Source organism: Halovivax cerinus, from assembly GCF_024498195.1.
Lineage (GTDB): Archaea > Halobacteriota > Halobacteria > Halobacteriales > Natrialbaceae > Halovivax > Halovivax cerinus.
In genome coordinates, this window is sequence record NZ_CP101824.1 from 2,625,006 (window position 1) to 2,650,374 (window position 25,369).

Below are 25,369 nucleotides of genomic sequence, written 5' to 3' on the forward strand. Positions count from 1 at the left end.
GCCGCTCCTGACGCCACTTCGATGGAACACCACGGTGCGCGCATCCTGGCGCTGGCCCGGCGGGCAGAGCGGGACCGCCGTCGCTGTGAGAGTGATGGTCACGCCAGCGTCGCCGATCCCGAAGGGCGCTACCTCCGGGAGGGCGCCGGGCACGCTATCTGGCTCTACGTCGAGGGCCGCACGGGTGGCCGCTTCGTGCAGTTCTCACCGGCCGAGTACGACGCGCTCGAAGGCGCGATGAACGACTGGCTCGCGTGTTACGCGCGTTCCCGTGGCGTCGATTTGGACCCTGCGTTCACGCTTCGGACGGCCGCAGAACTGTTGCTGGAGACGCGAAACGTCCACGACGTTGCCGAAGTACTGATCGACGCTCCGACCCGCGGGTCGCGCTGACGGCGGCGCCGTCGCTCGCCGGCTAGCGTGTCGTGAAGAATGGTTCGTGATACCGGGAAAACGCTGGTCGCCGTTTTACAGGCGGGTGACGTTGGTCGCCCGGGGGCCCTTGGGGGCCTGTTCGATGTCGAATTCGATGTCTGTGCCTTCTTCGAGGTCCGGACCGCCAACGTCTTCCATGTGGAAGAAAACGTCATCGTCCGCGTCGTCCGTCGAAATGAAACCGTAGCCGCCTGTGTCGTTGAAGAAATCAACGTTACCTTCTGCCATTGCTTCTAAGGGGAGGGGAGGGCCACGGATAAGGCTTCCGTGGGTACCACTCACGCGTGAACACGGGACTCGGTGGCGCTGTAGACGTTCCCACGCGGCGTCTATTGCCTGGTAGACGCGATCCCCGGATCGAACGGTGGGATCAGTCGCTCACCGGTTCGGACGACGCCACCACGCCGTCGCGCTCGGGTGAGGGATCGTCGACCGGTCCGGCCGCATCGAGTGCGCGTCGGGCGTGGAAGGCGACCGAGAAGTCCTGGGGGCTCGGGATCGCACAGGCGAGCCAGCCGAGGACGAACGCGGTCGGGATGGGATGAGCGAGCGATGGCGCGTGGCCGACGGTCGCGAGCGCGAAGGGAGCTATCGAAAGGGTCAGCGGGGCGAGTGCACCAAGCTGGAGGGCCCACGTTGGCGAGTCGGGGCCGGGATCGGGGTGGACGACGGCCCACGGGGTTCGGGCGAGCCACCGGATCGGGTGGCCGTCGCGGCGGGGGAAGATCGACACGGTGTAGGGGATCCCACTCAGGTGGAGGACGGCGGCGTGGGTTCCTTCGTGGGCGAGGAGGCCGGCACTCACGCCGAGGGCGAGCGACGCCGTGACCAACGTGAGTTCCGGGACCATGCGCGCGAGCCACAGCGGGTGTCCACGGCTGTGTCTCGCATCAGGGGCTGGATCCGGGATCGAGAAACGCCTCGGGGTTTGCAGATCGTGCAGTTAAGAGGGGACGCGTCGTCTCTCGCCGATCGCGTTCGACGGGGCGACTCACCCGTCGGGATCGAGTTCGACGGTCGTCAGCGATCGATCGAGGTGACAGACCTCGTGCGGCGGGTCGCCGGTCACGCGTACGATTCGGGCCGACTCGGCGGGGTCGATCCCGTCCGGCTCGCACAGGTGGTGACTCGGGCACTCGACGTACGGACAGGGACCGCCGAGGGTGGCTTCGCTTCCGGCGAACGCCCCTTCGTCCGGCACGTTCGCCTGCACGGTCGTCGGTTCAACCTCCACGGCGCGTACGCCGCCGTCGTGGAGGGCACACTCTAAGAGCTGGGCGTTCTCCCTGACGTCGGTCACGCGGTAGCGCTGGCCTGGTTCCAGCGTGAGGCACTGGCTCCGGTACGGGCAGCCGGCGCAGGCGTCGGCCTCGCCCTCGTAGACGAACTCCGTTCCGGGTTCGGCAAGGCCATCGCCGATCAGGGTGATCGTCGACATGGGTCTATCTATTCGCCGAGCGAGGTTAAGCCCGGCGGGCCGAGGTGGTCGCTCCCACCGTGGACGGAGAATCGTCGGGTCGGTGCAGACGAGTTCGCTCTCCACGGAGACGGCAGACTTCCGGGGCGAGCAGGCTCCGCCAGTGGTGGTGAGAGTGACTGGTAGATGCGGGAGTCACTCCGATCGGCCGGTCAGCTCGTCCAGTCGATCCAGGTACTCGTGACGGGGTACCTGATAGGCGTCACGATACGCGATCTCGCCGGCGGCGAACCGATCGAGCAGGTCGAACGTAATCGCCTCGGCGTCGGCTCGCGTTTCCGTGCGGCGGACCTCGTCTACGTACACGTCCGGCTCCAGGTACAGGGTGACGAACCAGTCGTCGTGGACGGTCCGGTCGGTCGGATTCTGTGCTGGTCGGCGCGTCCGTGCGCCGTGCGTGAGATAACAGACGGGGAGGCAGGGTGCGGGGAAGTCACTCCCGTCGAACACGTCGGGGCGGTAGGCGTAGACCGTCCGACCCGTATCGTCGTCGGCCCAGACGACCCACCCGTCCGGAACGTCGGCCGGCGCTGGCATGTGCCCCGCTACGACACCCGTTCCTATAGCCTCCGTGGTTGGGGTGGAACACTCCGTCGCCACAGAGTCTGTGTCTGTCGGGCGTGGTGGCCGACGTCAGCGAGTGTCGAGCCTCAGATCCGGCCGCAGTGCGTGACGAGTGGACGGCGTTCGACGGCAGCGATCGACCGGCGTCGGAGCCGGATCCGACGCTTCGAACTGCGTGCCAGCGCCGATCGGTGTGCTGTCGCGCGAGCCGATCGTGGCACACGCAAGCACACGGTATACCCGCGCGTCTCCTGTTTCCGAACTATACGGACTCCAGCCGATTCAGTCTGCAGGGAGATTCGGACCGAAACACGCCGCCTATAAATCCCTTGGGGGCAAGCTTATATGGCTGGAATACTACCATATTAAACACCATCGATATCCGTTCGTCGATCGGTGCCGCACAGCTCGCGGGCGTACTCGCCCGTGTGAACGAGGCTCACAATGGTGTGGACGTCCCACCGAACGCGCTGGATCGGTCCCGCGAGGAGTTGCCGGTCACCGGTTCGGATTCGGGCCGGGAACGAACGAACCGATCGATGGAAACGGACGCCGTGCGAGCCGACGGCGACTGCTCCCTGCGGTTCGGGGGTCGGCGATCGGCCGTCCCAACGGCCAGACGCGCGACGGCAGCCGTGCGACCGACGGTCCTCAGTGATACTATGACCAGTGATACGGACACGCTCGAACGACTCAGTACCGCCTACCAGCAATCGATGCCCGAAGACCTGCGAACTGCCAGATCGTTCGGCTGGTACCTGGAGGAACTTACCGCCGACCCGAAGATCGCCCGGAACGCCCACCAGCGGGTCGCGGACATGTTCGATTACTACGGAACGACGTACGACGAGTCTCAGGGGCTCGTCGAGTACCATCTCGCCTCCCTCGATCCGTTGAACGACGGCGAGAACACGTTCTACGGTCGCGTCGTCCACCAGGCGATCCACGAGTTCGTCAACAAGGTCAAATCCGGTTCTCGCAGGCTAGGGCCCGAACGCCGGATCAAACTCCTGCTCGGCCCGGTTGGCTCCGGGAAGTCACACTTCGATCGACAGCTCCGTCGGTACTTCGAGGAGTACACCCTGAAGCAGGACGGCCGGATGTACACGTTCCGCTGGACGAACCTCTGTGACGTCATCCGTGATCAGGATCCGTCGGACGACGTCGTCCGCTCGCCGATGAACCAGGACCCGCTCGTCCTCTTGCCGATCGAACAGCGACGCGACGTCATCGACGCGATGAACGAGGCGCTGGACGCTCCGTACACGATCCAGAACGAGCAGGCGCTGGACCCGGAGAGTGAGTTCTACATGGATCGACTCCTCGCCCACTACGAAGACGACCTCCAGGCCGTCCTCGAGAACCACGTCGAAGTCGTCCGGCTCGTGGCCGACGAGAACAAGCGCCAGTGCCTGGAGACGTTCGAACCGAAGGACAAGAAGAATCAGGACGAGACCGAACTCACCGGCGACGTCAACTACTCGAAGATCGCCGTCTACGGCGAGTCCGACCCGCGCGCGTTCGATTATTCGGGGGCGTTCTGTAACGCCAACCGCGGCATCTTCTCCGGCGAGGAGCTGCTCAAACTCCAGCGCGAGTTCCTCTACGACTTCCTGCACGCGACCCAGGAGCAGACCATCAAGCCGAAGAACAACCCGCGGATCGACATCGACCAGGTGATCGTCGGGCGCACGAACATGCCCGAGTACAAGGACAAGAAGGGCGACGAGAAGATGGAGGCCTTCAACGACCGGACGAAACGCATCGACTTCCCCTACGTCCTTTCCTACGAAGACGAGGCTCGAATCTACGAGAAGATGCTGGAGAACGCGGACGTCCCCGACATCCACGTCGAGCCGCACACCCTGGAGATGGCGGGCCTGTTCGGCGTCCTCACGCGGATCGAAGAGCCGGATTCGGACCGGGTCGACCTCCTCTCGAAGGCGAAGGCGTACAACGGCGAGATCGACGAGGCCGACGACGTCGACGTCAAGAAGCTCCGCGAGGAGGCAGACCAGGTCGCGGAGATCGGCGAGGGCATGGCCGGCATCTCGCCGCGGTTCATCGGCGACGAGATGGCCGAAGCGATCATGGACTCGAAGCACCGCGAACGGGGCTACCTCTCGCCGCTGACCGTGTTCACTTTCTTCGAGGAAAACCTCGAGCACCACGGCTCGATCCCGGAAGCGGAGTTCGAGCGGTACTACCGCTATCTGGAACGTGTCCGCGAGGAGTACCGCGAGCGCGCCATCGAGGACGTTCGAAACGCGCTGGCGTACGACGTCGAGGAGATCCAGCGCCAGGGCGAGAAGTACATGGACCACGTGATGGCCCACATCGACGACGCCACGATCGAGGACGAACTCACCGGTCGCGAGCAAGAACCGGACGAGACCTTCCTGCGGGCCGTCGAGGAGGAACTCGACATCCCTTCCGACCGCAAGGACGACTTCCGCCAGGAGGTCTCGAACTGGGTGTCGCGGCGCGCACGGGAGGGCGAAGCGTTCGATCCGACCGACAACGAGCGGCTGCGGCGGGCCTTAGAGCGCAAACTCTGGGAGGACAAGAAGCACAACATCAACTTCTCCGCGCTCGTCAGCGCCGGCGAGATCGACGACGAGGAGCGCTCGGCGTGGATCGACGCGCTGGTCGAACAGGGCTACTCGGAAGACGGGGCGAAGGAGGTACTCGAGTTCGCGGGCGCCGAAGTCGCCCGCTCGGAGATCGAAGATCAATGAGCCACGGAACCGACTACGTCTCCGACGCCGATCGCGCCCTCGCGGAGACGTACGAGGACCCACAGAGCCTGGACGCCTTCGTCGACCGCCTCTTCGAGCGGCCGACGCTCGCGTCGCACGCCTCGAAGTACCTGCTCGACGCCATCGAGGCCGCGGGGACGCGGACCGTGCTCGAAGAGGGCGAGTACCGGACCCGGTACCGGTTCTTCGACGATCCTCACAACGACGGCGAACACGCCGTCCTCGGTAACACCGAGATGCTGAACGCGTTCGTCGACGACCTGCGCTCGATCGCCGCCGGCCGCGGTAAGGGCGAGAAGCTCATCTGGTTCGAGGGTCCGACCGCGACCGGCAAGTCGGAACTGAAACGCTGCCTGATCAACGGGCTCCGGGAGTACTCGAAGACGCCTGCGGGACGGCGCTATACGGTCGAGTGGAACGTTCGGTCGGCGACGGCGGAGGATCGACGTCTGAGTTACGGCGTCGATCCGACCGCGGCCGACGACGAACACTGGTTCGCGAGTCCCGTCCAGGCGCACCCCCTCTCGGTCTTCCCCGGTGACGTCCGTGACGACCTCCTCACCGCGCTCACCGATGCGTCCGACGAATCGGTTCCGATTCGGCTGGAGACCGATCTCGATCCGTTCTCGAGGGAGGCGTTCGACTACCTGGAAGAACGGTATCGCAATCAGGGCGAGGAGGCGCTGTTCTCTGCGATCACCGACGAACGCCACCTTCGGGTCCGTAATTACGTCGTCGACCTGGGGCGGGGAATCGGCGTCCTCCACGCCGAAGACGACGGGACGCCCAAAGAGCGCCTCGTCGGCTCCTGGATGCACGGAATGCTCCAGGAACTCGACTCCAGGGGCCGGAAGAACCCGCAGGCCTTCTCCTACGACGGGGTCCTCTCGCAGGGAAACGGCGTCCTGACGATCGTCGAGGACGCCGCCCAGCACGCAGATCTCCTGCAGAAACTGCTCAACGTTCCCGACGAGGGGACCGTCAAACTCGACAAGGGGATCGGGATGGACGTCGATACGCAACTTGTCATCATCTCGAACCCGGACCTCGAGGCCCAGCTCGATCAGCACGCCGATAAGAACGGGCTCGACCCACTGAAAGCGCTGAAACGCCGCCTGAACAAGCGCCGCTTTACGTACCTGACGAACCGGTCGATGGAGGCCGAGTTGATCGGGCGGGAACTGACCGATCAGACGGACGTGTGGACGGCGACCGAACCCGAACAGCTAGACGAGAAGGTACGCCAGCCCCTCGTGGTCGGGGTCACGACGGACGGTGGAACAACACGGGAGCGCGAACTCGCCCCACACACCATCGAGGCCGCCGCCCTCTACGCGGTCGTCACGCGGCTCGTCACCGAGGACCTGCCGTCGGATCTCGACCTCGTCGAGAAGGCGGTGCTCTTCGACCAGGGATACGTACAGCAGGGGGACACCCGCCGGGAACTCGACGACTTCGCGTTCGACGAGGACGCGCCGGACGGCACGCACGGCATTCCGGTGACGTACACGCGGGACGTGCTCGCCGACCTCCTCCAGGAGGGGAGCGACCGCCACCACGCGGAGCTTCCGGTCGAGGACGTCGTCATGCCGCGGGACGTCCTGGATGCGATGGCGGACGGGCTCTTCGAGGCGCCGATCTTCTCGACCGGGGAGCAATCCGAGTTCGAATCCCGCGTCGCGCCGGTCCGTGAGCACGTCTTCGGAAGACAGGAGGACGACGTGATCGAGGCCATCATGCACGATCGGCGGGTGGACGAATCGACCGTCGCCGAGTACGTAGAGCACGTCTACGCCTGGGAGACCGGTGAGGCGCTCACGGACGAGCGGGGCGATCCTGTAGAGCCCGACGCGCTCAAGATGAAACTCTTCGAGGTCGAGCAACTCGGGCAGTTCCGCGAGACCGATTACGATGGCAATCGACCGACGGAAGCCGTCCGCGAGTTCCGCCAGGAGAACGTTATCACCGCGCTGAACCGCTATGCGTGGGAGCACCGCGACGAGGGGTTCTCGGCGGCTGACGTCGACCTCACGTCGATTCCGGTGCTGACGGACGTCCTCGAGTCGTACGACTGGGACGACGTCCGTCGTACCTACCCAGACTTCGATCCGCACGCCTGGGACGACCCGCCCGGCGGCACCGAAACTGAGCGCGTAAAGGAGGCGGCGATCGAGCGACTGGTCGCGGACTTCGGCTACTCCGCGGCCTCCGCGGAGCTGACCAGTCGACACGTCGTGAGCCAGGTGAGTTATCAATGGGAGTGAACCGACCGAAACGCCTCGATCGAAAGCGGTCCGTACCAGGGGTGAGTTCGCCGTGGGACTGAGAGACGACGTAGAACGGTTTCAGTCGGTGGGCGAGGAGCGACGGGAGGATCTCGCCGACTTCATCCAGTACGGCGACCTCGGCCAGAGCGGCGCGACCGAGATCAACGTCCCCGTCAAGATCGTCGACCCGCCCGAGTTCGAATACGACCGTCGCGATCAGGGTGGCGTCGGCCAGGGCGACGGTGACACGCCCGACGTCGGTCAGCCGGTCGGCCCGCCACAATCCCAGCCGGGCGACGGCGACGAGGAGGGCGAACCGGGCGAGGAGGGTGGCGATCACGAGTACTACGAGATGGACCCCGAGGAGTTCGCCCAGGAACTCGACGAGGAACTCGGGCTCGACCTCGACCCGAAGGGAAAGACGGTCGTCGAGGAGACGGAGGGGCCGTTCACGGACCTTACGCGGTCCGGACCGAACAGCACGCTCGACGTCGAGCGCATGTTCCGCGAGGGACTGAAGCGGAAGGTGGCGATGGCGTTCGACGAGGACTTCGTCCGCGAGGTCTGCACGGTGGCGGGAATCACCCCGCGTGAGGTGTTCGAGTGGGCGCGCGAGGAGCGCCTCCCCGTCTCGATGGCGTGGATCGAACGCGCTCACGAGGACGTCGCCGACGAGCGCGGCCGGTGGGAGTCGATCGCCGACGTGGAGGCGTCCGTCGAGCGCGAACCGATCAGCCAGCGCATTCGCCGGGACGGCATCGACCACGTCCCGCTGCGGCGAGAGGACGAACGCTACCGCCACCCGGAGATCGTCGAGGAGCGAGAGAAGAACGTCGTCGTGGTGAACATTCGCGACGTCTCTGGATCGATGCGCGAGACCAAACGGGAACTCGTCGAGCGCGTGTTCACGCCGCTCGACTGGTACCTCACCGGGAAGTACGACACCGCGGAGTTCGTCTACATCGCCCACGACGCGGAGGCCTGGGAGGTCGAACGCGCGGACTTCTTCGGCATCCGCTCGGGCGGCGGGACGAAGATATCGAGCGCCTACGAACTGGCCGACGAGGTCCTCTCGGAGTACCCCTGGAACGATTGGAACCGGTACGTCTTCGCGGCGGGCGACTCCGAGAACTCCTCGAACGACACGTCGGAGCGGGTCATTCCGATGATGGAGGAGATCGACGCCAACCTCCACGCCTACGTCGAGACCCAGCCGAGCGGGAACGCGATCAACGCGACCCACGCCGAGGAACTGGAGAAGCACTTCGGCGCGGACGCAGACGACGTCGCCGTCACGTACGTCAACTCGTCCGACGACGTCGCCGACGCGATCTACGACATCCTGAGTACCGAGGGTGAGACCGATGAGTGATTCCGAACCGATCGACCGAACCGAGACCGCACCGCTTTCCGACACCGTTCGCAAGCGCGCGATCGCGACCGACCTCGCGGAGCCGGTGGCGGCCGCTCGCGACCTGGCGACGAAACTCGGACTCGATCCGTATCCGGTCCACTACTGGATCGTCGACTACGACGAGATGAACGAGCTCATCGCCTATGGCGGGTTCCAGCGCCGGTACCCCCACTGGCGCTGGGGCATGCAGTACGACCGACAGCGCAAGCAGGATCGGTACACTGGCGCGCGGGCGTTCGAGATCGTGAACAACGACAATCCATCGCACGCGTTCCTCCAGGAGTCGAACTCGATGGCCGACCAGAAAGCCGTCATCACTCACGTCGAGGCTCACGCGGACTTCTTCGCCAACAACGAGTGGTTCGGGCTGTTCACCGACGGACGAGCCGGCGACGACGAGGTCGACGCCGCGGCGATGCTCGATCGCCACGCGCGAACGATCGAGGGGTACATGACCGATCCCGAGATCGACCGCGCCGAGGTGGAACGCTGGATCGATCACGCTCTCACGCTCGAGGACACGATCGACCAGCACAGACCGTTCCGCGACCGCCTTGAACGCGAGACCGATTCCGAGGACGTCGACGACGACCTCAGGGAGAAGCTGGACGAACTCGACCTCTCGCCGGAAGTGACCCGGGAAGTGTTCGACGAGGAGTGGCTCGACGCGCGCGAAGCGGAGGCCGACCGGGGACCGACGTCGGCGGCGCCCGAATCGGACGTCCTCGGGTTCGTCCGGGAGTACGGCATGCAGTACGACCGGGAAGAGGGCCGCGCCGTCGAGATGACCGACTGGCAGCAGGACGTCCTCGAACTGTTGCGCGAGGAGGCCTACTACTTCGCGCCCCAGCAGATGACGAAGGTGATGAACGAGGGGTGGGCCGCGCTGTGGGAATCCCGGATGATGGCGGACGAGGCCTTCGCCGGCGACGACGAGGTCGTAGACTACGCCGATCACATGGCGAGCGTGCTCGCCTCGCCCGGACTGAACCCCTACAGCCTCGGACTCAATCTCTGGCAGTACGTCGAGAACGTCACCAACCGACGCGACGTCGTAGAACAGCTGCTTCGCGTCGAGGGCATCACCTGGCGAACGCTCTTGGACGAGGTAGCGTTCGACGCGATCCTCGATCGCCTGGAGCCGCCGAACGCCATCGCCTCCATCTCGGCCGAGACGCTCGACGACCTGGCGTCTCTCCCGGACGAGTGGATCGATCGCGAGGCGCTCGGGGCCGCTCGTGAGGGCGAGATCGACGTCGAGCGCTACCCGTGGCGCGTCCTCTCCTACGAGGGTCTCGCCCGTCGACACTACTCGCTGGTGAAGCCCGCGAATCGATCGGTCCTCTCGCGCGTTTCGCGCGATCAACTGGAGCGTATCGACCGGTACCTCTTCGACGACGATCGATACGACAGCGTCGAGGACGCCATCGCGAACGTGACCTACACGGCGGGGTGGGATCGCCTGTTCGACGTCCGCGAGAGCCACAACGACGTCACGTTCTTGGACGAGTTCCTCACCCCGGAGTTCATCCGGACGAACGACTACTTCACCTACGAGTACTCGCGAGCGACTGCCCAGTACCACGTTGCCAGTACCGATCCGGAGGACGTCAAGCGCAAGCTTCTCTTGCAGTTTACCAACTTCGGCAAGCCGACGATAACGGTGGCCGACGGTAACTACGACAACGCCGGCGAACTCCTGCTCGAACACGAGTACAACGGGATCGAACTCGACTTCGAACAGGCCCGGGCCGTTCTCGAACGCCTGTTCGAACTCTGGGGCCGGCCAGTGAACCTCCTGACGATCCGGAAGGAACTGGACGACCACGACGTCGAGGTGGCCAAGCGTCGCAACCGCGAACCCACACCGGACGAACGCGGCGTTCGCCTCCGCCACGATGGCGACGAGATCACGGTCGAACGCGTCGACTGGACCGCTGTGGAACACCTCGCTGCTGACGACGTCGACTACGACACGAGACCCGACGAGTGGCTCGCCTGAGTCGTCACCGACCGCGGTCCCTCGGCTGCGAGCCGTCGACGGTAGCTATTCCCCGTCGGCGTTCCTACTGGGGACATGGCATTCGACGTACGGACCGACGAACGGACGACGACCGTCGACGTTACCGACCGGGTGTCCGCGGCCGTACCCGAGGACGCGTCCGGCGTCTGTACCGTCTTCGTCGAACACACCACGGCTGCTCTCGTCGTCCAGGAGGACGAACCGCGACTGCGACGCGATATCGTCTCGTTCGTGCGAGACGCCGTCCCGGACGAGGGCCACGCTCACGACGAGCTGGACGGCAACGCGGACTCGCACCTTCGAGCCACGGTACTCGGTCCATCCGTGACCGTTCCCGTTCGCGACGGCGAGCTCGCGTTCGGCACCTGGCAATCCATCCTGCTCGTCGAGTGTGACGGTCCCAGAACGCGAACCGTGACGGTGACCACCGTCGACCGCTAGGGTGAGCCTGGTGTCGGTTCAAGCTAGATAGACTCGCGGCCGGATCCAGCCCGATCAGTTCGATGCCGATTCCAGGCAGGTAGATCCGATGCCGGTTCCAGGCGGGTCGGTCAGTTCGTGGTCGACTCCAGGCAGGTAGATCCGATGCCGGATCCAGTCCGGTCAGTTCGTGGTCGACTCCAGGTCGGTCAGTGTGGTCCCGGTGGTGAACGCGATCGGTTCGTCGTACTCGTCCTCGGCTCCGAAGAAGACGGCGAGCATCGTCTCGTCCGTGTCGTCGACGTCGATCGTAGCGCGGCCGTCCGTCTCGCCCGAGACGCTTTCGCCATCGGCGAGCGAGACGGACACCTCGTAGGAACCGGCCGTCGTCCAGACATCCGTGTAGATTCCTGCATCTTCGGTGCTCGTCTCGTTCGTCTCGCCCGTCTCGTTCGATTCCTCGGGACCGCCCCCGTCGCTCGAGGGAAGATCGAAGTCGGATTCAAGCACGGTCGTCCCCTCCGGGTCGACGACCGAGATCGTTCCCGCAAGGCGATCAGACGTGGTATTGAAGAGGTTAACGTCTCCGAGGACGGCATCGCCGATCCAGTTCGCGACCGCCGAACAGCCTGCGAGACCCACGGTGGCCCCCGCGGCGAGCCACTGGAGCACTCCTCGTCGAGACGGCGTTCGTTGCACACTCATAGTGTAAGCTGATTAAGCAGAATTCTATTTATCTATTGTGATCTTTACGCTGTCGCGCGGGGATCGCCCCCGAAATTGATCGTGGTGGAGGATGGACCGTCCCTATGGCACGATCAGCGACGTTCGACTTCGACGAGACTGTGACGATCGTCACCGGCGCGACCGGAACGCTGGGCGGTGCCGTCGCAGAGCGATTCCGTGAGGCGGGCTCCACCGTCTGCGGCATCGATGTCGCGGAACCGGAGGAACCCGACGGGACGTTCGCACAGGAGCGAACGAACTTTTATCAGGCCGACCTCACAGACGAAGGAGACGTCGAACGCGTGGTTGCCGAGATCGTCGACGAGCACGGCCGCCTCGACCACTTGCTCAATGTCGCGGGAACCTGGCGCGGCGGGCAACCGATCGAGGAGACTGACCGTACCGAGTACGATCTCGTAATGGACGTCAACCTGAAGACGGCGTTCCTGGCGTCGAAACACGCGCTTCCCGAACTGCAGGCGGCCGGCGGCGCGATCGTCAGCGTGAGTGCACGTTCGTCCCTCGAGGGCGGGGAGGGAGACGGCCCGTACCGAATTTCCAAGGCGGGGATCCGGCTGCTGACGGAGACGCTCGCGGCGGAAAACCGCGGGACGGTCCGCGCGAACTGTGTCATGCCGAGCGTCATCGACACCCCGGCGAACCGCGAGATGATGCCCGACGCGGACCAGGACTCGTGGGTCGACCCGGTCGACATCGCAGCCGTCTTCGCTTTCCTGTGCAGCGACGCGTCCTTGGTGACGAGTGGGGCGGCTGTCCCCGTGTACGGGGAGACCTGATCAGCCCGTATCCGTGAACGTGACCGTTCCATCCGATCTCCCGGAGTATCGTTCGTTCTGAGGCGTGCGTGGTACTTGTAGACGAACCAGGAACCGCCCCGTCGTTCGACCTGGATTGTCGTCGGTGTGGCTCGGAAGGGGTACTGTCGGTACCCGTCAATTGGGGGGTGCAGAAGTACCAGCACGCTGAGGTTATGTCCGTTCGATTTGTGGATGTGTAGCGTGAAGTATATTAGCCATGAGCCGAGAGTCGCAGACAGGCATGGGTGAGAATATCAGTGGGGGTCGAGCGACGGACGGCCTGTCGGCCGTGCGCGACCGACTTTCACCGACGTCAGGTGCTAACATCGGTGGGCTGCTTCTGGCTCTCCTGATGGTACTGTTGGTGGTCGATCTGATTCGCCGGCTGGTGACCGGTGACATCACGTTCGCATCGTTACTCGAATATCTGTGGTGGGGGCTCCGTGATGCCATGTACATCGGCCTCGCCGCTGTCGGTCTCTCGATGACGTACAGTATCCTTCGATTCGCGAACTTTTCACACGGGGATCTGATCACGACGGGTGCGTTCGGCGGCTGGGCTGCCGCGTACCTCGTCGGTGGCGTGGGGGTCGCTGGCGTCGGCGAGCTGATACTGGTTCGGGCGACGTCGGGCGGCGTCTCGCCCGAGGCGGTGGGACTGGACGTGTTCGCGTCTCCCCTCGCGATACTCGTCGGGCTGGTCGTCGCCGGCGCGATAACCGTACTCGTCGCGCTGGCCATAGATCGACTCGTGTACAAGCGAATGCGAGACCAGGGTGGTATCGCGATGCTCATCGCGAGTGTCGGCGTCGCGCTGACGCTCCGATACCTCCTCGCCATCATATTCACGAACAGCAAACGTGGAGTGACCGCGAGCGCGCCCGACGTCGGACCGTTTACGGCCCACGAACTGACGCTCGTCCTCATCGCGCTCGTCCTCATCGTCGGATTGCACCTCCTGTTACAGTACACGAAACTCGGCAAGTCGATGCGAGCGATGGCCGATAACAAGGATCTCGCGTTGATCACGGGCATTCCGACCGAACGAGTCATCACGGCGACCTGGATCATCGGCGCCGCGTTCGCCGGAATCTCCGGCTACCTCGTCGTCCTCGATCGCGGGTCCATCTCGATCAACCTCGGCTGGTTCCTCCTGCTCTTGATCTTCGCTGCGGTCATCCTGGGTGGTATCGGCTCGATCTACGGGGCGCTTGCCGGCTCGCTCGTCATCGGAATGACCGTCAACGTCTCGTTGATCTGGTTACCGTCAGACCTCTCGAAGGTCACCGCGTTCGTACTCATGATCCTGATACTGGTGTTCAAACCGAACGGTCTGCTAGGGGGGGTGGAGACGGCATGAGCGCCGAGACCGTCACCGAGTCGGACGGCGCGGACAACGCGCCGACGCCGATGGTTCGTCCGAGCTGGTTCGCCGACCTCGGTCGAATCGCCGCGGTCGTCGCCGCGACCTACGTGTTCTTCCTCGTACTGGGTCTCGTCGCCGGTCTGAACGTCGACTACATCATGAGTTTCCTCCAGCGAATCACGTTCTACGGCGCCGTCTTCGCCATGGGGGCACTCGCTCTGAACTTACACTGGGGCTACACTGGCATGTTCAACATCGGCGTGATCGGCTTCATGGGTGTGGGCGTCTACGCGATGTCGTTCGTCACCGCCTCGCCGGACGGCTCTCCGGCCGGACTCGGCCTCCCGATTCCGGTCGGGATCCTCGTCGGCTTCCTGGCGGCGTGTCTCGCCGGATTCGTCATCGCACTCCCCGCGCTTCGCGTTCGCGCGGACTACTTCGCGATCATTACCCTCGGATTCTCCGAAATCGTCCGGTTACTCGCCCTCTCGAGTTCGCTCAGAACCCTGCCAGGTGGCTACGGGACGGGTGGCGGGAGCGGGATCAGTGCGCCGCGGACGGACAGCGTGGTCACGTGGCTGCAGTCGAAACCGGTCACCGGCGAGCTCGTCGATGCCGTCGTCTGGGCCGGGGTCACCCTCGGCGGGATTCCGGACTCAGTCATGGAGAATTACGTCTATACGGGCATTCTGATCGGAATCGTAATCCTGATCTTCCTGCTCCTGACGCGGATCGCCTACTCGCCGTTCGGACGGGTGCTGAAAGCGATTCGCGAGGACGAACTTGCGGCACGGTCTCTCGGGAAGCGAACTGACCGTGCGAAAGTCGTGGTGTTCGTCCTCGGCTGCGGGCTGATGGGCCTCGCGGGCATGCTGTGGCTCGGCCAGCGGACGCTCGTCAATCCGAACAACGTCAGACCGATCTGGACGTTCTACATATTCGTCGCATTGATCGTCGGCGGGGCGGGCTCGAACACGGGCAGCGTTATCGGGGGCTTCGTCTTTGCAGCCTTCGTGTACGATTTCCCGAACTACCTGGGGCAAGTAATCGAGTCCTTCAGAGACGTATCGACGCCGTCGACGATCGCCGCCGCGCTCGGCTCGTCGGATCCCCTGGCCGTGTTCGACTACCTCGTCGTCGGTTCGATCGACGACATCAGATACATCGTCCTCGGCGTCGTCCTGATCGTTCTGATGATCAAACGGCCACAGGGGCTGTTCGGCAACCGGAAAGAGATTGCCGCCGCGGTCGACCTCAGTCGGCACGACGCCACCGCCGGGGGCGCCGAATCGACCGACGACGCTGCAACGACCGGTCACTCAGGAGGTGAGTCGGATGAGTAGCACCGAATCGAGCGACTCGGACCAGGGTGTTACGGGCGACGAATCGACGGACGAGGCTGCGTCGGACCGCCAGGTCGAGAACGCGGTACTCGAAGTGTCCAATCTCCACAAACGCTTCGGGGGGATCGTCGCGGTCGACGATACGAGCTTCTCGGTCGAACGGGGCTCGATCACCGGCCTGATCGGCCCGAACGGCGCCGGGAAATCGACGACGTTCAACTGTATTACCGGGGTCTATCAGCCGGACGGCGGAGCGGTTACGTTCGATGGCGACGACGTCACCGGCTGGGAGCCGCCCCGGATCGCGAATCGAGGGCTCGTTCGCACGTTCCAGATCGCGCGTGAATTCCCGGAGATGACCGTCCTCGAGAACATGATGCTCGCCCCGAAGAACCAGCTGGGCGAGCACCTCTGGCGATCGGTCCTTCCCGGGGCGCGCTCCGGGGTCGTCGAACAGGAGCGCGAGCTCAGAGACCGTGCCTGGGAGACGCTCGAGTTCTTCGAGATCGATCACCTCGCCGAAGAGTACGCGATGAACCTCTCCGGTGGGCAACGGAAACTCCTCGACCTGGCACGGGCGCTCCAGACGGACCCGGAGATGCTCATGCTGGACGAGCCGATGGCCGGTGTCAATCCGACGCTCGAAGAGAAGATCTTAGACCGGATCCACGCCCTTCGTGAGGACGGTTACACCTTCCTCATCGTCGAACACGACATGGATCTGATCATGGAACACTGCGAACACGTGATCGTAATGCACCAGGGGCGCGTCCTAGACGAGGGGGCGCCGGAGGCGGTTCAGTCGAACGAGCAGGTCATCGAAGCGTACCTCGGAGGTGAGGTCGAATGACGTTACTCGACGTCTCCGATCTCGACTCGGGCTACGGCGACCTGCAGATCATCGACGGCGTCGACATGATTGTCGGCGACGGCGAGTACGTCACCATCGTCGGCCCGAACGGGGCCGGCAAGTCGACCGTGATGAAGTCGATCTTCGGACTCACCACCTACATGGGTGGGTCGGTCGAGTTCAAGGGCACCGAGATCAGCGGGTATCGCCCGGAGGATATCATCTCGACGGGTATCGGCTACGTCCCGCAGAGCGACAACGTCTTCCCCTCGATGTCGGTGATGGAGAACCTGGAGATGGGCGCGTACATCTTAGACGAGGTCCCCCAGGAGCGGGTCGATCGTATCTTCGACCGATTCCCGATCCTGGAGGAGCGGTCCGGTCAGACAGCCGGCGACCTGAGTGGCGGCCAGCAACAGATGCTCGCGATGGGTCGAGCGCTCATGCTCGATCCCGATCTTCTCTTACTCGACGAACCGAGCGCGGGCCTCGCGCCCGATCTCGTCCAGGACATGTTCGATCGCATCGATCGCATCAACGACGACGGAACGGGTGTGTTACTGGTCGAACAGAACGCGAAGGAGGCGTTACGCCGGTGCGATCGCGGCTACGTGCTCGTCCAGGGACAGAATCGATACGAGGATTCGGGAGACGCGTTACTCGCCGACGAACAGGTCAGGCAGGACTTCCTCGGCGGATAACGAGGTCCGTTCCCCGACGCGAATTACCCAAGAGGGCTGTGATCCGCCACTAGGACGCTACTGGGTGGCGACGCTCGGCTCGTGTGGCGCCACTGTGACGTCTCGACACGGTAGTACACCACTTGGCTTTGTACCACGTCACAGAATTGTACGGAGGACGCTCACGACTTCACCCGTGAGGCATCCGACTCCGTCGTCGACACTCGGTGTGTCCGGGTTCCGGTCGAGATTCGACCATTTTTCAGGTGCTCTCAACCGGCGATGTTCGGATACGCGAACGGATCCGGCGCAAGCGTTCACGGGTAGGAAGGTGGGTTGTCGTCGAGCAGGAGCGAAGCGTCCGCTCACGATCAGGGCGCTCGAAGCGGTGGCAGCAGTCCGGTTCCTGGCAGTAGTATCTGAACACGGCTTCCCAGCCAGACCGTACGTTCTTCGTCGCGGTGACATCCAATCAGACGGCGACGCTGGGATGACTCGGTGCCACCAGCCCACTCTGTGTACGACGGCACTAGGATGACACTCTGTGTCGAGGCGAACCGACTGCCGGGTCACTCTCTCGGACCTGTCGAACACGCCGTCGAAAAAAGTCGATCGAGCCGCGTCGTCAGGCTTCGTAGGTGACGCTACGTTCGACGCTGTAGCCGTCTGCACTGTAGCTACCGATCTCGTACGTGACGGCCGAGGGGTTACCGTTTTCGAGGAAGTCGACGGGTCCGGATGCGCCCTGGTAGTTGATCGCGTCGCCGTTCTGGGCCATCTCGACCGCATCGGCGAGGTTACCGGGGCCGACTTCTTCGCCGTCCGGGTTGGCGACCTCTCGGATGTTCTGGGAGATCGTGGGCCCGTCCACCTCACCGCCGTACAGCGTCGCGAGGATGAGGACGGCGCTTGCGTCGTAGGCCTGCGCGTTGAATACGCCCGGTGCGTTGTCGTACTCGGATTCGTAGAGGCTGGTGAAGTCTTCGATCCCCTGGCCGTCCGCTCCGGGGGCCGTCCCGATGACGTTCTCCATGGGGTTCGAGACGTCGTCGGGGAGGCTCTGGTCGATGAGTCCGTCCGGAACGAGAATCGGCATCTCGTTGTCGTAGTTCTCGTAGAACTCGCGGAGGATCACCTGCCCGGCTTCCGGGTAGCCGACGAGCATGAGCATGTCGGGATCCGTTCCGGCCGAGTTCTCGAGCTGGGACGTAAACGAGGTGTTGGACGAGTCGAAGGAGACCTCGCCGAGGATTTCGGCGCCACGGTCCTCACAGCCGGCGACGAATTCCTCGTTGAGTCCCTGCCCATAGTCGTTGTTCAGGTAGAGCGTGGCGATCGTACTCGCGCCCTGATCGTTGACGGCGATCTCCGCCATCGCGTCGCCCTGCCAGGCGTCGCTAGGGCAGGTCCGCAACAGGTAGTCGCCGTTCATATCCGTGATGTCGGGACTGGTACTCGCCGGCGAGATGCCGACCACTTCGTTCGGGATGAGGATGTCTTCTGCGATATTGATCGTGACGGCCGAGGACGCCGCACCGGTGATCGCCGGATATCCCGAGTCGACGAGCGTCTGGGCCTGACTCACGCCGACCTCGGGTCTCGTCTCGGTATCCTCTCGACCGACGTCGATGGTGAGGTCCGTGTTGTTTTCGATCTGCGTCGCCGGCAGTTCGGCGCCGTCGGCGATCGGCGTCCCGAGCGACCCTAACTGGCCGGATTCCGGCTGCAGGATCCCGAGCCTGGGCTCTATGTCGCCGCTCCCGCTCGAACCACCGTTCCCACTGAGCGCGTCGAGACAGCCCGCGATTGAGACCGTTCCCGCTGCACCCATCCCGCCGAGCACCTGTCGCCTGTTCAGCTTTCGTGCCATGAGGTACCGTATAGCGGTCCATTATATAGTAGTTATGTATTCGTTTCCACAGCGGGTTGTTTTATTATATCGGGAAGAAACGGCCTTACACCTTTGGAATCTAATGTGATTCCCCGACTTTAAACAGAATTGATGTATGTATTCTGGCTAAAACTTGGGCCTAGTGTGACAAAACCGACGGCTATAGGATTTGGACGTATCGATTACTGTTCACGTGTTGTTCCCCGAGCACGAATCGGATTCGGTTCCACGTCCCCGACACGGTCGCGATTCCGGATTCCTGATCTCACGGAGGGTGTGCGCGCACCTGTCCATGGGTCGGTCGGGTTCGTCGCAGTGACATCCGACCGCGAATCGCGTTCGAGGACCCTGTCTCACTCGTTCTGTAGCCGAATACCTTCGACTCGCGGCCGGACGCGTTGACGCATACGTTCACTGTAGCAGAACGCTTTTTGGGGGGCTGGTCGTTCGTCTCGACAATGAGTCTCGCAGGGTGGAACGGACGATGACGATGGAAGACCGCATCGAAGAACTGGAGCGACTCCGTGCGGAAGCGCGTCAGGGTGGCGGCGAAGAGCGCATCGAGCGCCAGCACGAGAAGGGCAAGCTGACCGCCCGCGAGCGCATCGAGTACTTCCTCGACGACGACACGTTCACCGAGTTCGACCAGCTTCGCACGCACGACGAGACGAACTTCGGGATGGACGCAAAACAGGTCAAAGGCGACGGCGTCGTGACCGGCTACGGCGAGGTCGACGGCCGGAACGTCTTCGTCTTCGCCCACGACTTCACCGTCTTCGGCGGCTCGCTCGGCGAGGTCTTCGCGGAGAAGGTCTGCAAGGTCATGGACATGGCGATGGAGGTCGGTGCGCCCGTCATCGGGCTCAACGACTCTGCGGGCGCGCGGATTCAGGAGGGCGTCAAGAGCCTCGCGGGCTACACCGAGATCTTCCGGCGGAACCAGCAAGCGAGCGGCGTCATCCCGCAGATCTCCGCGACGATGGGACCCTGCGCCGGCGGTGCGGTGTACTCCCCCGCTATCACGGACTTCATCTTCATGGTGAAGGACACGAGCCACATGTACATCACCGGCCCCGGCGTCACCAAGACCGTCACCGGTGAGGACGTCACGCACGAGGAACTCGGCGGGGCGATGACCCACGCCGGCGAGACCGGCGTCGCCCAGTTCGCCTGCGAGTCCGAGGAGGACGCACTCGACAAGATCCGCCGCCTTCTCTCGTACCTCCCGCAAAACAACGTCGAGGATCCCCCAAGGGTCGAGCCCTGGGACGATCCGGAACGACGCGACGATGCACTCGAGTCGATCGTCCCCGACAATCCCCAGAAGCCCTACGATATGACGGACGTCATCGCGACGACCGTCGACGAGGGCTCGTTCTTCGAGGTCGCGGAGAACTACGCGAAGAACCTCGTCGTCGGCTTCGGCCGACTCGACGGCCGATCGGTGGGCCTCGTGGCCAACCAGCCGCGAGTCAACGCCGGGACTCTCACCGTCGACGCCTCGATGAAGGGATCGCGCTTCGTTCGCTTCTGTGATTCGTTCAACATCCCGATCGTCACCTTCGTGGACGTTCCCGGCTACATGCCGGGCACCGATCAGGAACATCGGGGGATCATCCGCCACGGCGCGAAACTGCTCTACGCCTTCTCCGAGGCGACCGTCCCGCTCTTGACCGTCATCACGCGCAAGGCCTACGGCGGTGCCTACTGCGTGATGGCCTCGAAGAACCTCGGCGCGGACGTCAACTACGCCTGGCCGACCGCCGAGATCGCCGTCATGGGGCCGAAGGGCGCTGTGAACATCCTCTACCGGGACGAACTCGCCGAGGCCGACGATCCGGACGCACTTCGGGAGGAACTCATCGAGGAGTACCGCGAGGAGTTCGCCAACCCCTACACGGCGACGGACAAAGGGTTCCTCGACGACGTCATTCGGCCCACCGAGACCCGGCCGCGCCTGATCCGCGACCTGGAGATGCTCCAGTCCAAGCGCGAAGACACGCCGGACAAAAAACACGGGAACATCCCGCTGTGACGGGGGGCGATCGATGAGTCGAAACGAACCCCCTATATCGGGCGACGATGATGGCGATACCGTGACGGACGACGCGAACGATGGCCCCGCCGATACGGCTGGCGACATCGACGCAGGTGGTGACGCGGACCGGACGGCGGGGACCGACGCGGAGATCTCGCTCGACGGCGACGTCTCGCTGTCGATCCCGCCGTCGGCTACGCCGTCCGAGACCGCGGCGATCGTGGCCGCGATCGGCGCGCACCTTCGCGACCGGGAAGCGGCGGCCGCGGCGGCAGAATCTTCGGATACGACGTGGGACGGCCAGCGCTGGGCGTTCGCCGGCCGAACCGGCGCGTTACAGGGTCGATCGACACGCGTCCCGTCCGCTGCCCCAACGGACCCGTGGACGGCGGCCGGCCGGACCGACCGGTATTGAAACCACGTAACGCCGGACGATGACACGAGAGTCGTACAGTGACGGACGATTCGTAGAGTGACGGGCGTACTCACGCCCGTAGCGGGCGCTGGTGGTGTGAGGAAATTCTTTGAACCGGCCGTATTCTCTGCGATCTCCGAAGCGGGATCCCCGCATCTATCCTCTCGACTTTGGGTACCCGCAAGGATCGCCGGGCCTGTGAGAGCGGCCGCTGCCCGAACCCGTCGGATATGTGAGGGATATACCAGGATATATATTAAGAATGATAAAAATAAAAACAATTATTATAGATAGGATTAGTGTTCCGAGCGCAATGTCGGATGATAACGGGCGACGTTCGCACTTTCGGCGGAGAGACCTTCTGAAACGAGCCGGCGCCAGCTCCCTCGGGATCGGGGCTATCGTGACCGGGACAGGCGCTGCGCGAGAGGATCGCCCTCGCGACATCGCCGAGGGTCCGGGTCCGAAAATCGACACCGATCCCGAACGGTTCCGATCGGAGCCGTCGTACCGACGCCAGGTCGTAGCGAAGACGACGGCGGGACTTCGCCGACAACTGGTGACACTGGAGTACCTGGATACCGCCGACGTGTCCTTCGAATTGCAGACGCGGTTACCGGACGACCGAACGATCGACGCGAGTTTGCCGGTCGACGGATACGACGTCACCGAGTCGAAAGCCGATGGCGTCCTGATCAGTCTCTCCTATACCCGCGCCGCCAGGCCGATGACGATCTTCGTCCGTCCATCGTACGGACGGGCCCACGCCGTCGTCGAAACCGACGATGGTGACGTCATCGTCACGGCGGATGGTGAAGTGTCTCCCGCCGACTGCGAGGAGGATACGTACTGTGAGTTCTATTCGTGTGATCGATGTTTCTGTGACCCGTACGGCTACCCCGCCTGTTTCGAGGAGGGGAAGGAGACGACCCAGCGGTGCTGCCAGTCCGAGAGCGGTTTCAACTGCTGGATCGTCAGTCAGGGAGCGTGTGGGAGTTGCTCCACTGCGGGATTCGATTGTTCCTGTTGCCCCTGGAGCTGAGTGCGTTTTCGGACGGGATCGATCGACTTCGGGGCGGCTTCAGTCACGGCCCGGGATCGATACTCAGTGGGGGAAGTGACGGGCTAGACGGCGTTCCGTAGCGGTCCGGGGTTGGTTCGACCCACCGCGACTCCGTTGCGAAAAAGTAAGGTACGCCCCGAGCAACCGTCCGAGCAGGAATGTTCCGGAAAGTCCTCGTCGCGAATCGCGGCGAGATCGCCGTCAGGGTCATGCGGGCCTGCGAGGAACTGGACGTCGAGACAGTCGCGGTCTACTCAGAGGCGGACAAGAACGGTGGGCACGTTCGCTACGCCGACGAGGCCTACAACGTGGGCCCCGCCCGGGCGGCGGAGTCCTATCTGGACCACGAGGGCGTCATCGAGGCCGCGCACAAGGCCGACGCGGACGCGATCCATCCCGGCTACGGGTTCCTCGCCGAGAACGCCGAGTTCGCCGCGAAAGTCGAGGGCGAGGAGGGGATCACCTGGGTCGGTCCATCTAGCGACGCGATGGAGAGCCTGGGGGAGAAGACCAAGGCCCGGACGATCATGAGCGACGCGGACGTGCCGATCGTCCCGGGGACGACCGATCCGGTCGAGTCGGCCGAGGAAGTCGAAGCGTTCGGCGAGGAATACGGCTACCCCGTCGCGATCAAGGCCGAAGGCGGCGGTGGCGGCCGCGGGATGAAGGTCGTCGAATCGGCCGACGAGGCCGCGGATCAACTCGAGAGCGCCAAACGCGAGGGCGAGGCCTACTTCGACAACGACTCGGTCTACCTCGAACGCTACCTCGAGAACCCGCGCCACATCGAGGTGCAGATCGTCGCCGACCAGCACGGCAACGTCCGTCACCTCGGCGAGCGCGACTGTTCGCTCCAGCGCCGTCACCAGAAAGTCGTCGAGGAGGGCCCGTCCCCGGCGCTGACCGACGAATTGCGCGAACAGATCGGCGAGGCCGCCCGTCGCGGCGTCGCCGCCGCGGACTACACGAACGCCGGCACGGTGGAGTTCCTGGTCGAGGAGGATCCCGACCGCGACGGCCTGCTGGGCCCCGACGCGAACTTCTACTTCCTCGAAGTCAACACGCGGATCCAGGTCGAACACTGCGTCACCGAGGAGATTACGGGTATCGACATACTCAAGTGGCAACTTCGGATCGCTGCCGGGGAAGAACTCGACTTCGCCCAGGACGACGTCGAATTCGACGGCCACGCGATCGAGTTCCGCATCAACGCCGAGAACGCGGCGAACGACTTCCAACCCGCCTCCGGTGGGACGCTCACCACCTACGACCCACCGGGTGGCGTCGGCGTCCGCGTCGACGACGCGATGCGTCAGGGCGACGAACTCGTCACCGACTACGACTCGATGATCGCGAAACTCATCGTCTGGGGTGCCGATCGCGAGGAGTGTCTCGCCCGCTCGTCGCGCGCGCTCGCGGAGTACGACATCGAGGGTGTCACGACGATCGTCCCCTTCCACCGGCTGATGTGCACCGACGAGCGCTTCGTCGAGGGCACGCACACGACGAAGTATCTCGACGAAGAAGCGGATCGCAGCCGATTCGAGGACGCCCAGGAGCGCTGGGGCCCGGACGAACCCGCGGCGGAACCCGAGGACGTCGACGTCGTCGAGCGCGAGTTCACCGTCGAAGTCAACGGAAAGCGGTTCGAGGTCGACCTCGAGGAGCGCGGTGCCGCACCGCTGGCCAACGGCGGTAGCGGCGGTTCCGCGGGGGCGCAGCGACCGTCACAGGGATCGAGTGCCAGCGCAGACACCGGGAGCGAGACGGCGGACGTCTCTGGCGACGGCGAGTCGGTCACGGCCGAGATGCAAGGGACCGTCCTCTCCGTCGAGGTCGGAGAAGGCGACGAGGTCGCCGCAGGGGACGTCGTCGTCGTGCTCGAAGCGATGAAGATGGAGAACGACATCGTCGCCTCCATCGGCGGCACCGTGAGCCAGGTGCCGATCGCCGAGGGCGACAGCGTCGACATGGGCGACACGCTGGTCGTGCTGGAGTGAGGCTTCGACTCGAAGTGTTTCGTTTTCGCCGGTATCGATTACGGAGCCGTTTTGCCCAACTGTTCGGTCCCTGTTAGCACTTTGAGGCTGTGCGATGTAGCCCGTCCTATGAAGAACGTCGACGACCTCATCGAGGGCGCGGCCGAACTCGCGGATCAGGGCCTCTCGCGCGGAGAAATCGCGGACGAACTCAACGTCTCGCGAGAGACGGCGAGCTGGTTGGTCGACCGGAGCGGGCTGGACACCGATACCGAGTCGGGGGGGCAGACCGCTTCGGAGCCGAGCCGGCCGCAGGACGTCCACGTGGACTGGTCGGCGATCGGGCGCGACTCCCGCCGACTGAACGCGATCGCCGTGGCGATGGCCGATCTGCTGGCGAAACACGGCGAGGATGTCGATCTGACGGTCGGGATCGAGAAGGCGGGTGGCCCGGTCGCGGCGCTCGTCGCGCGGGAACTCGAGACCGACCTCGCGACGTACGCACCCGCGAAGCACCAGTGGGAGGAAGGCGACATCGCGGAACTCACCGGCTCGTTCAGCCGCAACTTCGCGGGCATCCGCGATCGGGAGTGCTACGTCGTCGACGACACGATCACGAGCGGGACAACGATGAGCGAGACCATCGAGGCGATCCGAACCGAGGGCGGGGAGCCACTGGCCTGCGTCGTCCTCGCGGACAAGCAGGGGCTCGACGACCTAGATGGCGTTCCCGTCTACTCGCTGTTGCAGGTGATCAACGTCGGCCGACACGACGCGTGAAGCCGCCTCGCACTCGTCACTTGATCCCAGCGGTACCCCCTGCTACCGAACGGATCCGATC

Annotated in this window: 22 protein-coding genes; 16 read left to right on the forward strand and 6 right to left on the reverse strand. The window is 64.2% G+C overall.

Annotated features, from left to right (window positions below; genetic code table 11):
- Nucleotides 1-21 precede the first annotated feature (21 nt).
- On the forward strand, nucleotides 22-393 hold the full coding sequence (locus tag NO366_RS12350) for a DUF8055 family protein (RefSeq protein WP_256531094.1): 372 nt from the start codon (nucleotides 22-24) through the stop codon (nucleotides 391-393).
- Nucleotides 394-468: 75 nt separating this feature from the next.
- Here the strand turns inward: NO366_RS12350 and NO366_RS12355 are convergent, their stop codons facing one another.
- The 4 genes from NO366_RS12355 to NO366_RS12370 all read right to left on the reverse strand — a co-directional run bounded on the left by NO366_RS12355 (nucleotide 469) and on the right by NO366_RS12370 (nucleotide 2,449).
- Nucleotides 469-663, reverse strand: a complete 195-nt coding sequence (locus tag NO366_RS12355) for a cold-shock protein (protein ID WP_090378222.1) — start codon at nucleotides 661-663, stop codon at nucleotides 469-471.
- A 142-nt stretch (nucleotides 664-805) separates the two neighbouring features.
- The gene (locus NO366_RS12360) at nucleotides 806-1,285 is read right to left on the reverse strand and encodes a hypothetical protein (RefSeq protein ID WP_256531095.1); all 480 of its coding nucleotides are present in this window, start codon (nucleotides 1,283-1,285) and stop codon (nucleotides 806-808) included.
- Between the two features lie 141 nt (nucleotides 1,286-1,426).
- Nucleotides 1,427-1,873, reverse strand: a complete 447-nt coding sequence (locus NO366_RS12365; protein WP_256531096.1) for a UPF0179 family protein — start codon at nucleotides 1,871-1,873, stop codon at nucleotides 1,427-1,429.
- A gap of 174 nt (nucleotides 1,874-2,047) precedes the next feature.
- Nucleotides 2,048-2,449 (reverse strand): DUF5820 family protein, encoded by a 402-nt coding sequence (locus tag NO366_RS12370; protein WP_256531097.1) that lies wholly within the window; start codon nucleotides 2,447-2,449, stop codon nucleotides 2,048-2,050.
- Between the two features lie 689 nt (nucleotides 2,450-3,138).
- On the opposite strand from NO366_RS12370, the gene NO366_RS12375 reads away from it, so the two are divergent.
- The 5 genes from NO366_RS12375 (at nucleotide 3,139) to NO366_RS12395 (ending at nucleotide 11,380) form a co-directional block, all read left to right on the forward strand.
- Nucleotides 3,139-5,214 (forward strand): PrkA family serine protein kinase, encoded by a 2,076-nt coding sequence (locus tag NO366_RS12375; RefSeq protein ID WP_256531098.1) that lies wholly within the window; start codon nucleotides 3,139-3,141, stop codon nucleotides 5,212-5,214.
- A complete protein-coding gene (locus NO366_RS12380; RefSeq protein ID WP_256531099.1) occupies nucleotides 5,211-7,499 on the forward strand; it encodes a PrkA family serine protein kinase in 2,289 nt (762 codons plus the stop codon). The genes NO366_RS12375 and NO366_RS12380 overlap by 4 nt, the downstream gene beginning before the upstream one ends.
- Before the next feature lie 52 nt (nucleotides 7,500-7,551).
- The gene (locus tag NO366_RS12385; protein WP_256531100.1) at nucleotides 7,552-8,874 is read left to right on the forward strand and encodes a YeaH/YhbH family protein; all 1,323 of its coding nucleotides are present in this window, start codon (nucleotides 7,552-7,554) and stop codon (nucleotides 8,872-8,874) included.
- Nucleotides 8,867-10,918 (forward strand): SpoVR family protein, encoded by a 2,052-nt coding sequence (locus NO366_RS12390; RefSeq protein ID WP_256531101.1) that lies wholly within the window; start codon nucleotides 8,867-8,869, stop codon nucleotides 10,916-10,918. The genes NO366_RS12385 and NO366_RS12390 overlap by 8 nt, the downstream gene beginning before the upstream one ends.
- Nucleotides 10,919-10,993: 75 nt before the next feature.
- Nucleotides 10,994-11,380 carry a secondary thiamine-phosphate synthase enzyme YjbQ gene (locus tag NO366_RS12395; protein ID WP_256531102.1) on the forward strand — a complete coding sequence of 129 codons (387 nt, stop codon included), beginning with the start codon at nucleotides 10,994-10,996 and terminating at the stop codon, nucleotides 11,378-11,380.
- Nucleotides 11,381-11,542: 162 nt separating this feature from the next.
- On the opposite strand, the gene NO366_RS12400 is transcribed toward NO366_RS12395, so the two are convergent.
- Nucleotides 11,543-12,064: a hypothetical protein gene (locus NO366_RS12400; protein ID WP_256531103.1), complete on the reverse strand. Its 522-nt coding sequence runs from the start codon at nucleotides 12,062-12,064 to the stop codon at nucleotides 11,543-11,545.
- Between the two features lie 104 nt (nucleotides 12,065-12,168).
- Here NO366_RS12400 and NO366_RS12405 point away from each other — a divergent pair, with 104 nt between their 5' ends.
- The 5 genes from NO366_RS12405 (at nucleotide 12,169) to NO366_RS12425 (ending at nucleotide 17,163) form a co-directional block, all read left to right on the forward strand.
- Complete coding sequence (locus tag NO366_RS12405) at nucleotides 12,169-12,882, forward strand: SDR family oxidoreductase (protein WP_256531104.1); 714 nt, start codon at nucleotides 12,169-12,171, stop codon at nucleotides 12,880-12,882.
- A gap of 262 nt (nucleotides 12,883-13,144) precedes the next feature.
- A complete protein-coding gene (locus NO366_RS12410; RefSeq protein WP_382274320.1) occupies nucleotides 13,145-14,263 on the forward strand; it encodes a branched-chain amino acid ABC transporter permease in 1,119 nt (372 codons plus the stop codon).
- A complete protein-coding gene (locus tag NO366_RS12415; protein ID WP_256531106.1) occupies nucleotides 14,260-15,612 on the forward strand; it encodes a branched-chain amino acid ABC transporter permease in 1,353 nt (450 codons plus the stop codon). Before NO366_RS12410 ends, NO366_RS12415 begins: the two co-directional genes overlap by 4 nt.
- Nucleotides 15,605-16,462, forward strand: coding sequence for an ABC transporter ATP-binding protein (locus NO366_RS12420; RefSeq protein ID WP_256531107.1), 858 nt, complete (start codon nucleotides 15,605-15,607; stop codon nucleotides 16,460-16,462). The genes NO366_RS12415 and NO366_RS12420 overlap by 8 nt, the downstream gene beginning before the upstream one ends.
- Nucleotides 16,459-17,163 carry an ABC transporter ATP-binding protein gene (locus NO366_RS12425; protein ID WP_256531108.1) on the forward strand — a complete coding sequence of 235 codons (705 nt, stop codon included), beginning with the start codon at nucleotides 16,459-16,461 and terminating at the stop codon, nucleotides 17,161-17,163. The genes NO366_RS12420 and NO366_RS12425 overlap by 4 nt, the downstream gene beginning before the upstream one ends.
- Nucleotides 17,164-17,767: 604 nt before the next feature.
- On the opposite strand, the gene NO366_RS12430 is transcribed toward NO366_RS12425, so the two are convergent.
- Nucleotides 17,768-19,012 carry an ABC transporter substrate-binding protein gene (locus NO366_RS12430; RefSeq protein ID WP_256531109.1) on the reverse strand — a complete coding sequence of 415 codons (1,245 nt, stop codon included), beginning with the start codon at nucleotides 19,010-19,012 and terminating at the stop codon, nucleotides 17,768-17,770.
- Nucleotides 19,013-19,523: 511 nt separating this feature from the next.
- Between NO366_RS12430 and NO366_RS12435 the strand changes: the two genes are divergently transcribed.
- The 5 genes from NO366_RS12435 (at nucleotide 19,524) to gfcR (ending at nucleotide 25,308) form a co-directional block, all read left to right on the forward strand.
- On the forward strand, nucleotides 19,524-21,068 hold the full coding sequence (locus tag NO366_RS12435; RefSeq protein ID WP_256531110.1) for an acyl-CoA carboxylase subunit beta: 1,545 nt from the start codon (nucleotides 19,524-19,526) through the stop codon (nucleotides 21,066-21,068).
- Nucleotides 21,069-21,129: 61 nt separating this feature from the next.
- A complete protein-coding gene (locus NO366_RS12440) occupies nucleotides 21,130-21,486 on the forward strand; it encodes a DUF8022 family protein (RefSeq protein ID WP_256531111.1) in 357 nt (118 codons plus the stop codon).
- 559 nt (nucleotides 21,487-22,045) lie between these two features.
- Nucleotides 22,046-22,528: a hypothetical protein gene (locus NO366_RS12445; protein ID WP_256531112.1), complete on the forward strand. Its 483-nt coding sequence runs from the start codon at nucleotides 22,046-22,048 to the stop codon at nucleotides 22,526-22,528.
- A 179-nt stretch (nucleotides 22,529-22,707) separates the two neighbouring features.
- Complete coding sequence (locus tag NO366_RS12450; RefSeq protein WP_256531113.1) at nucleotides 22,708-24,549, forward strand: acetyl-CoA carboxylase biotin carboxylase subunit; 1,842 nt, start codon at nucleotides 22,708-22,710, stop codon at nucleotides 24,547-24,549.
- Between the two features lie 108 nt (nucleotides 24,550-24,657).
- Nucleotides 24,658-25,308 (forward strand): transcriptional regulator GfcR, encoded by a 651-nt coding sequence (gene gfcR, locus NO366_RS12455; protein ID WP_256531114.1) that lies wholly within the window; start codon nucleotides 24,658-24,660, stop codon nucleotides 25,306-25,308.
- The last annotated feature ends 61 nt before the right edge of the window (nucleotides 25,309-25,369 follow it).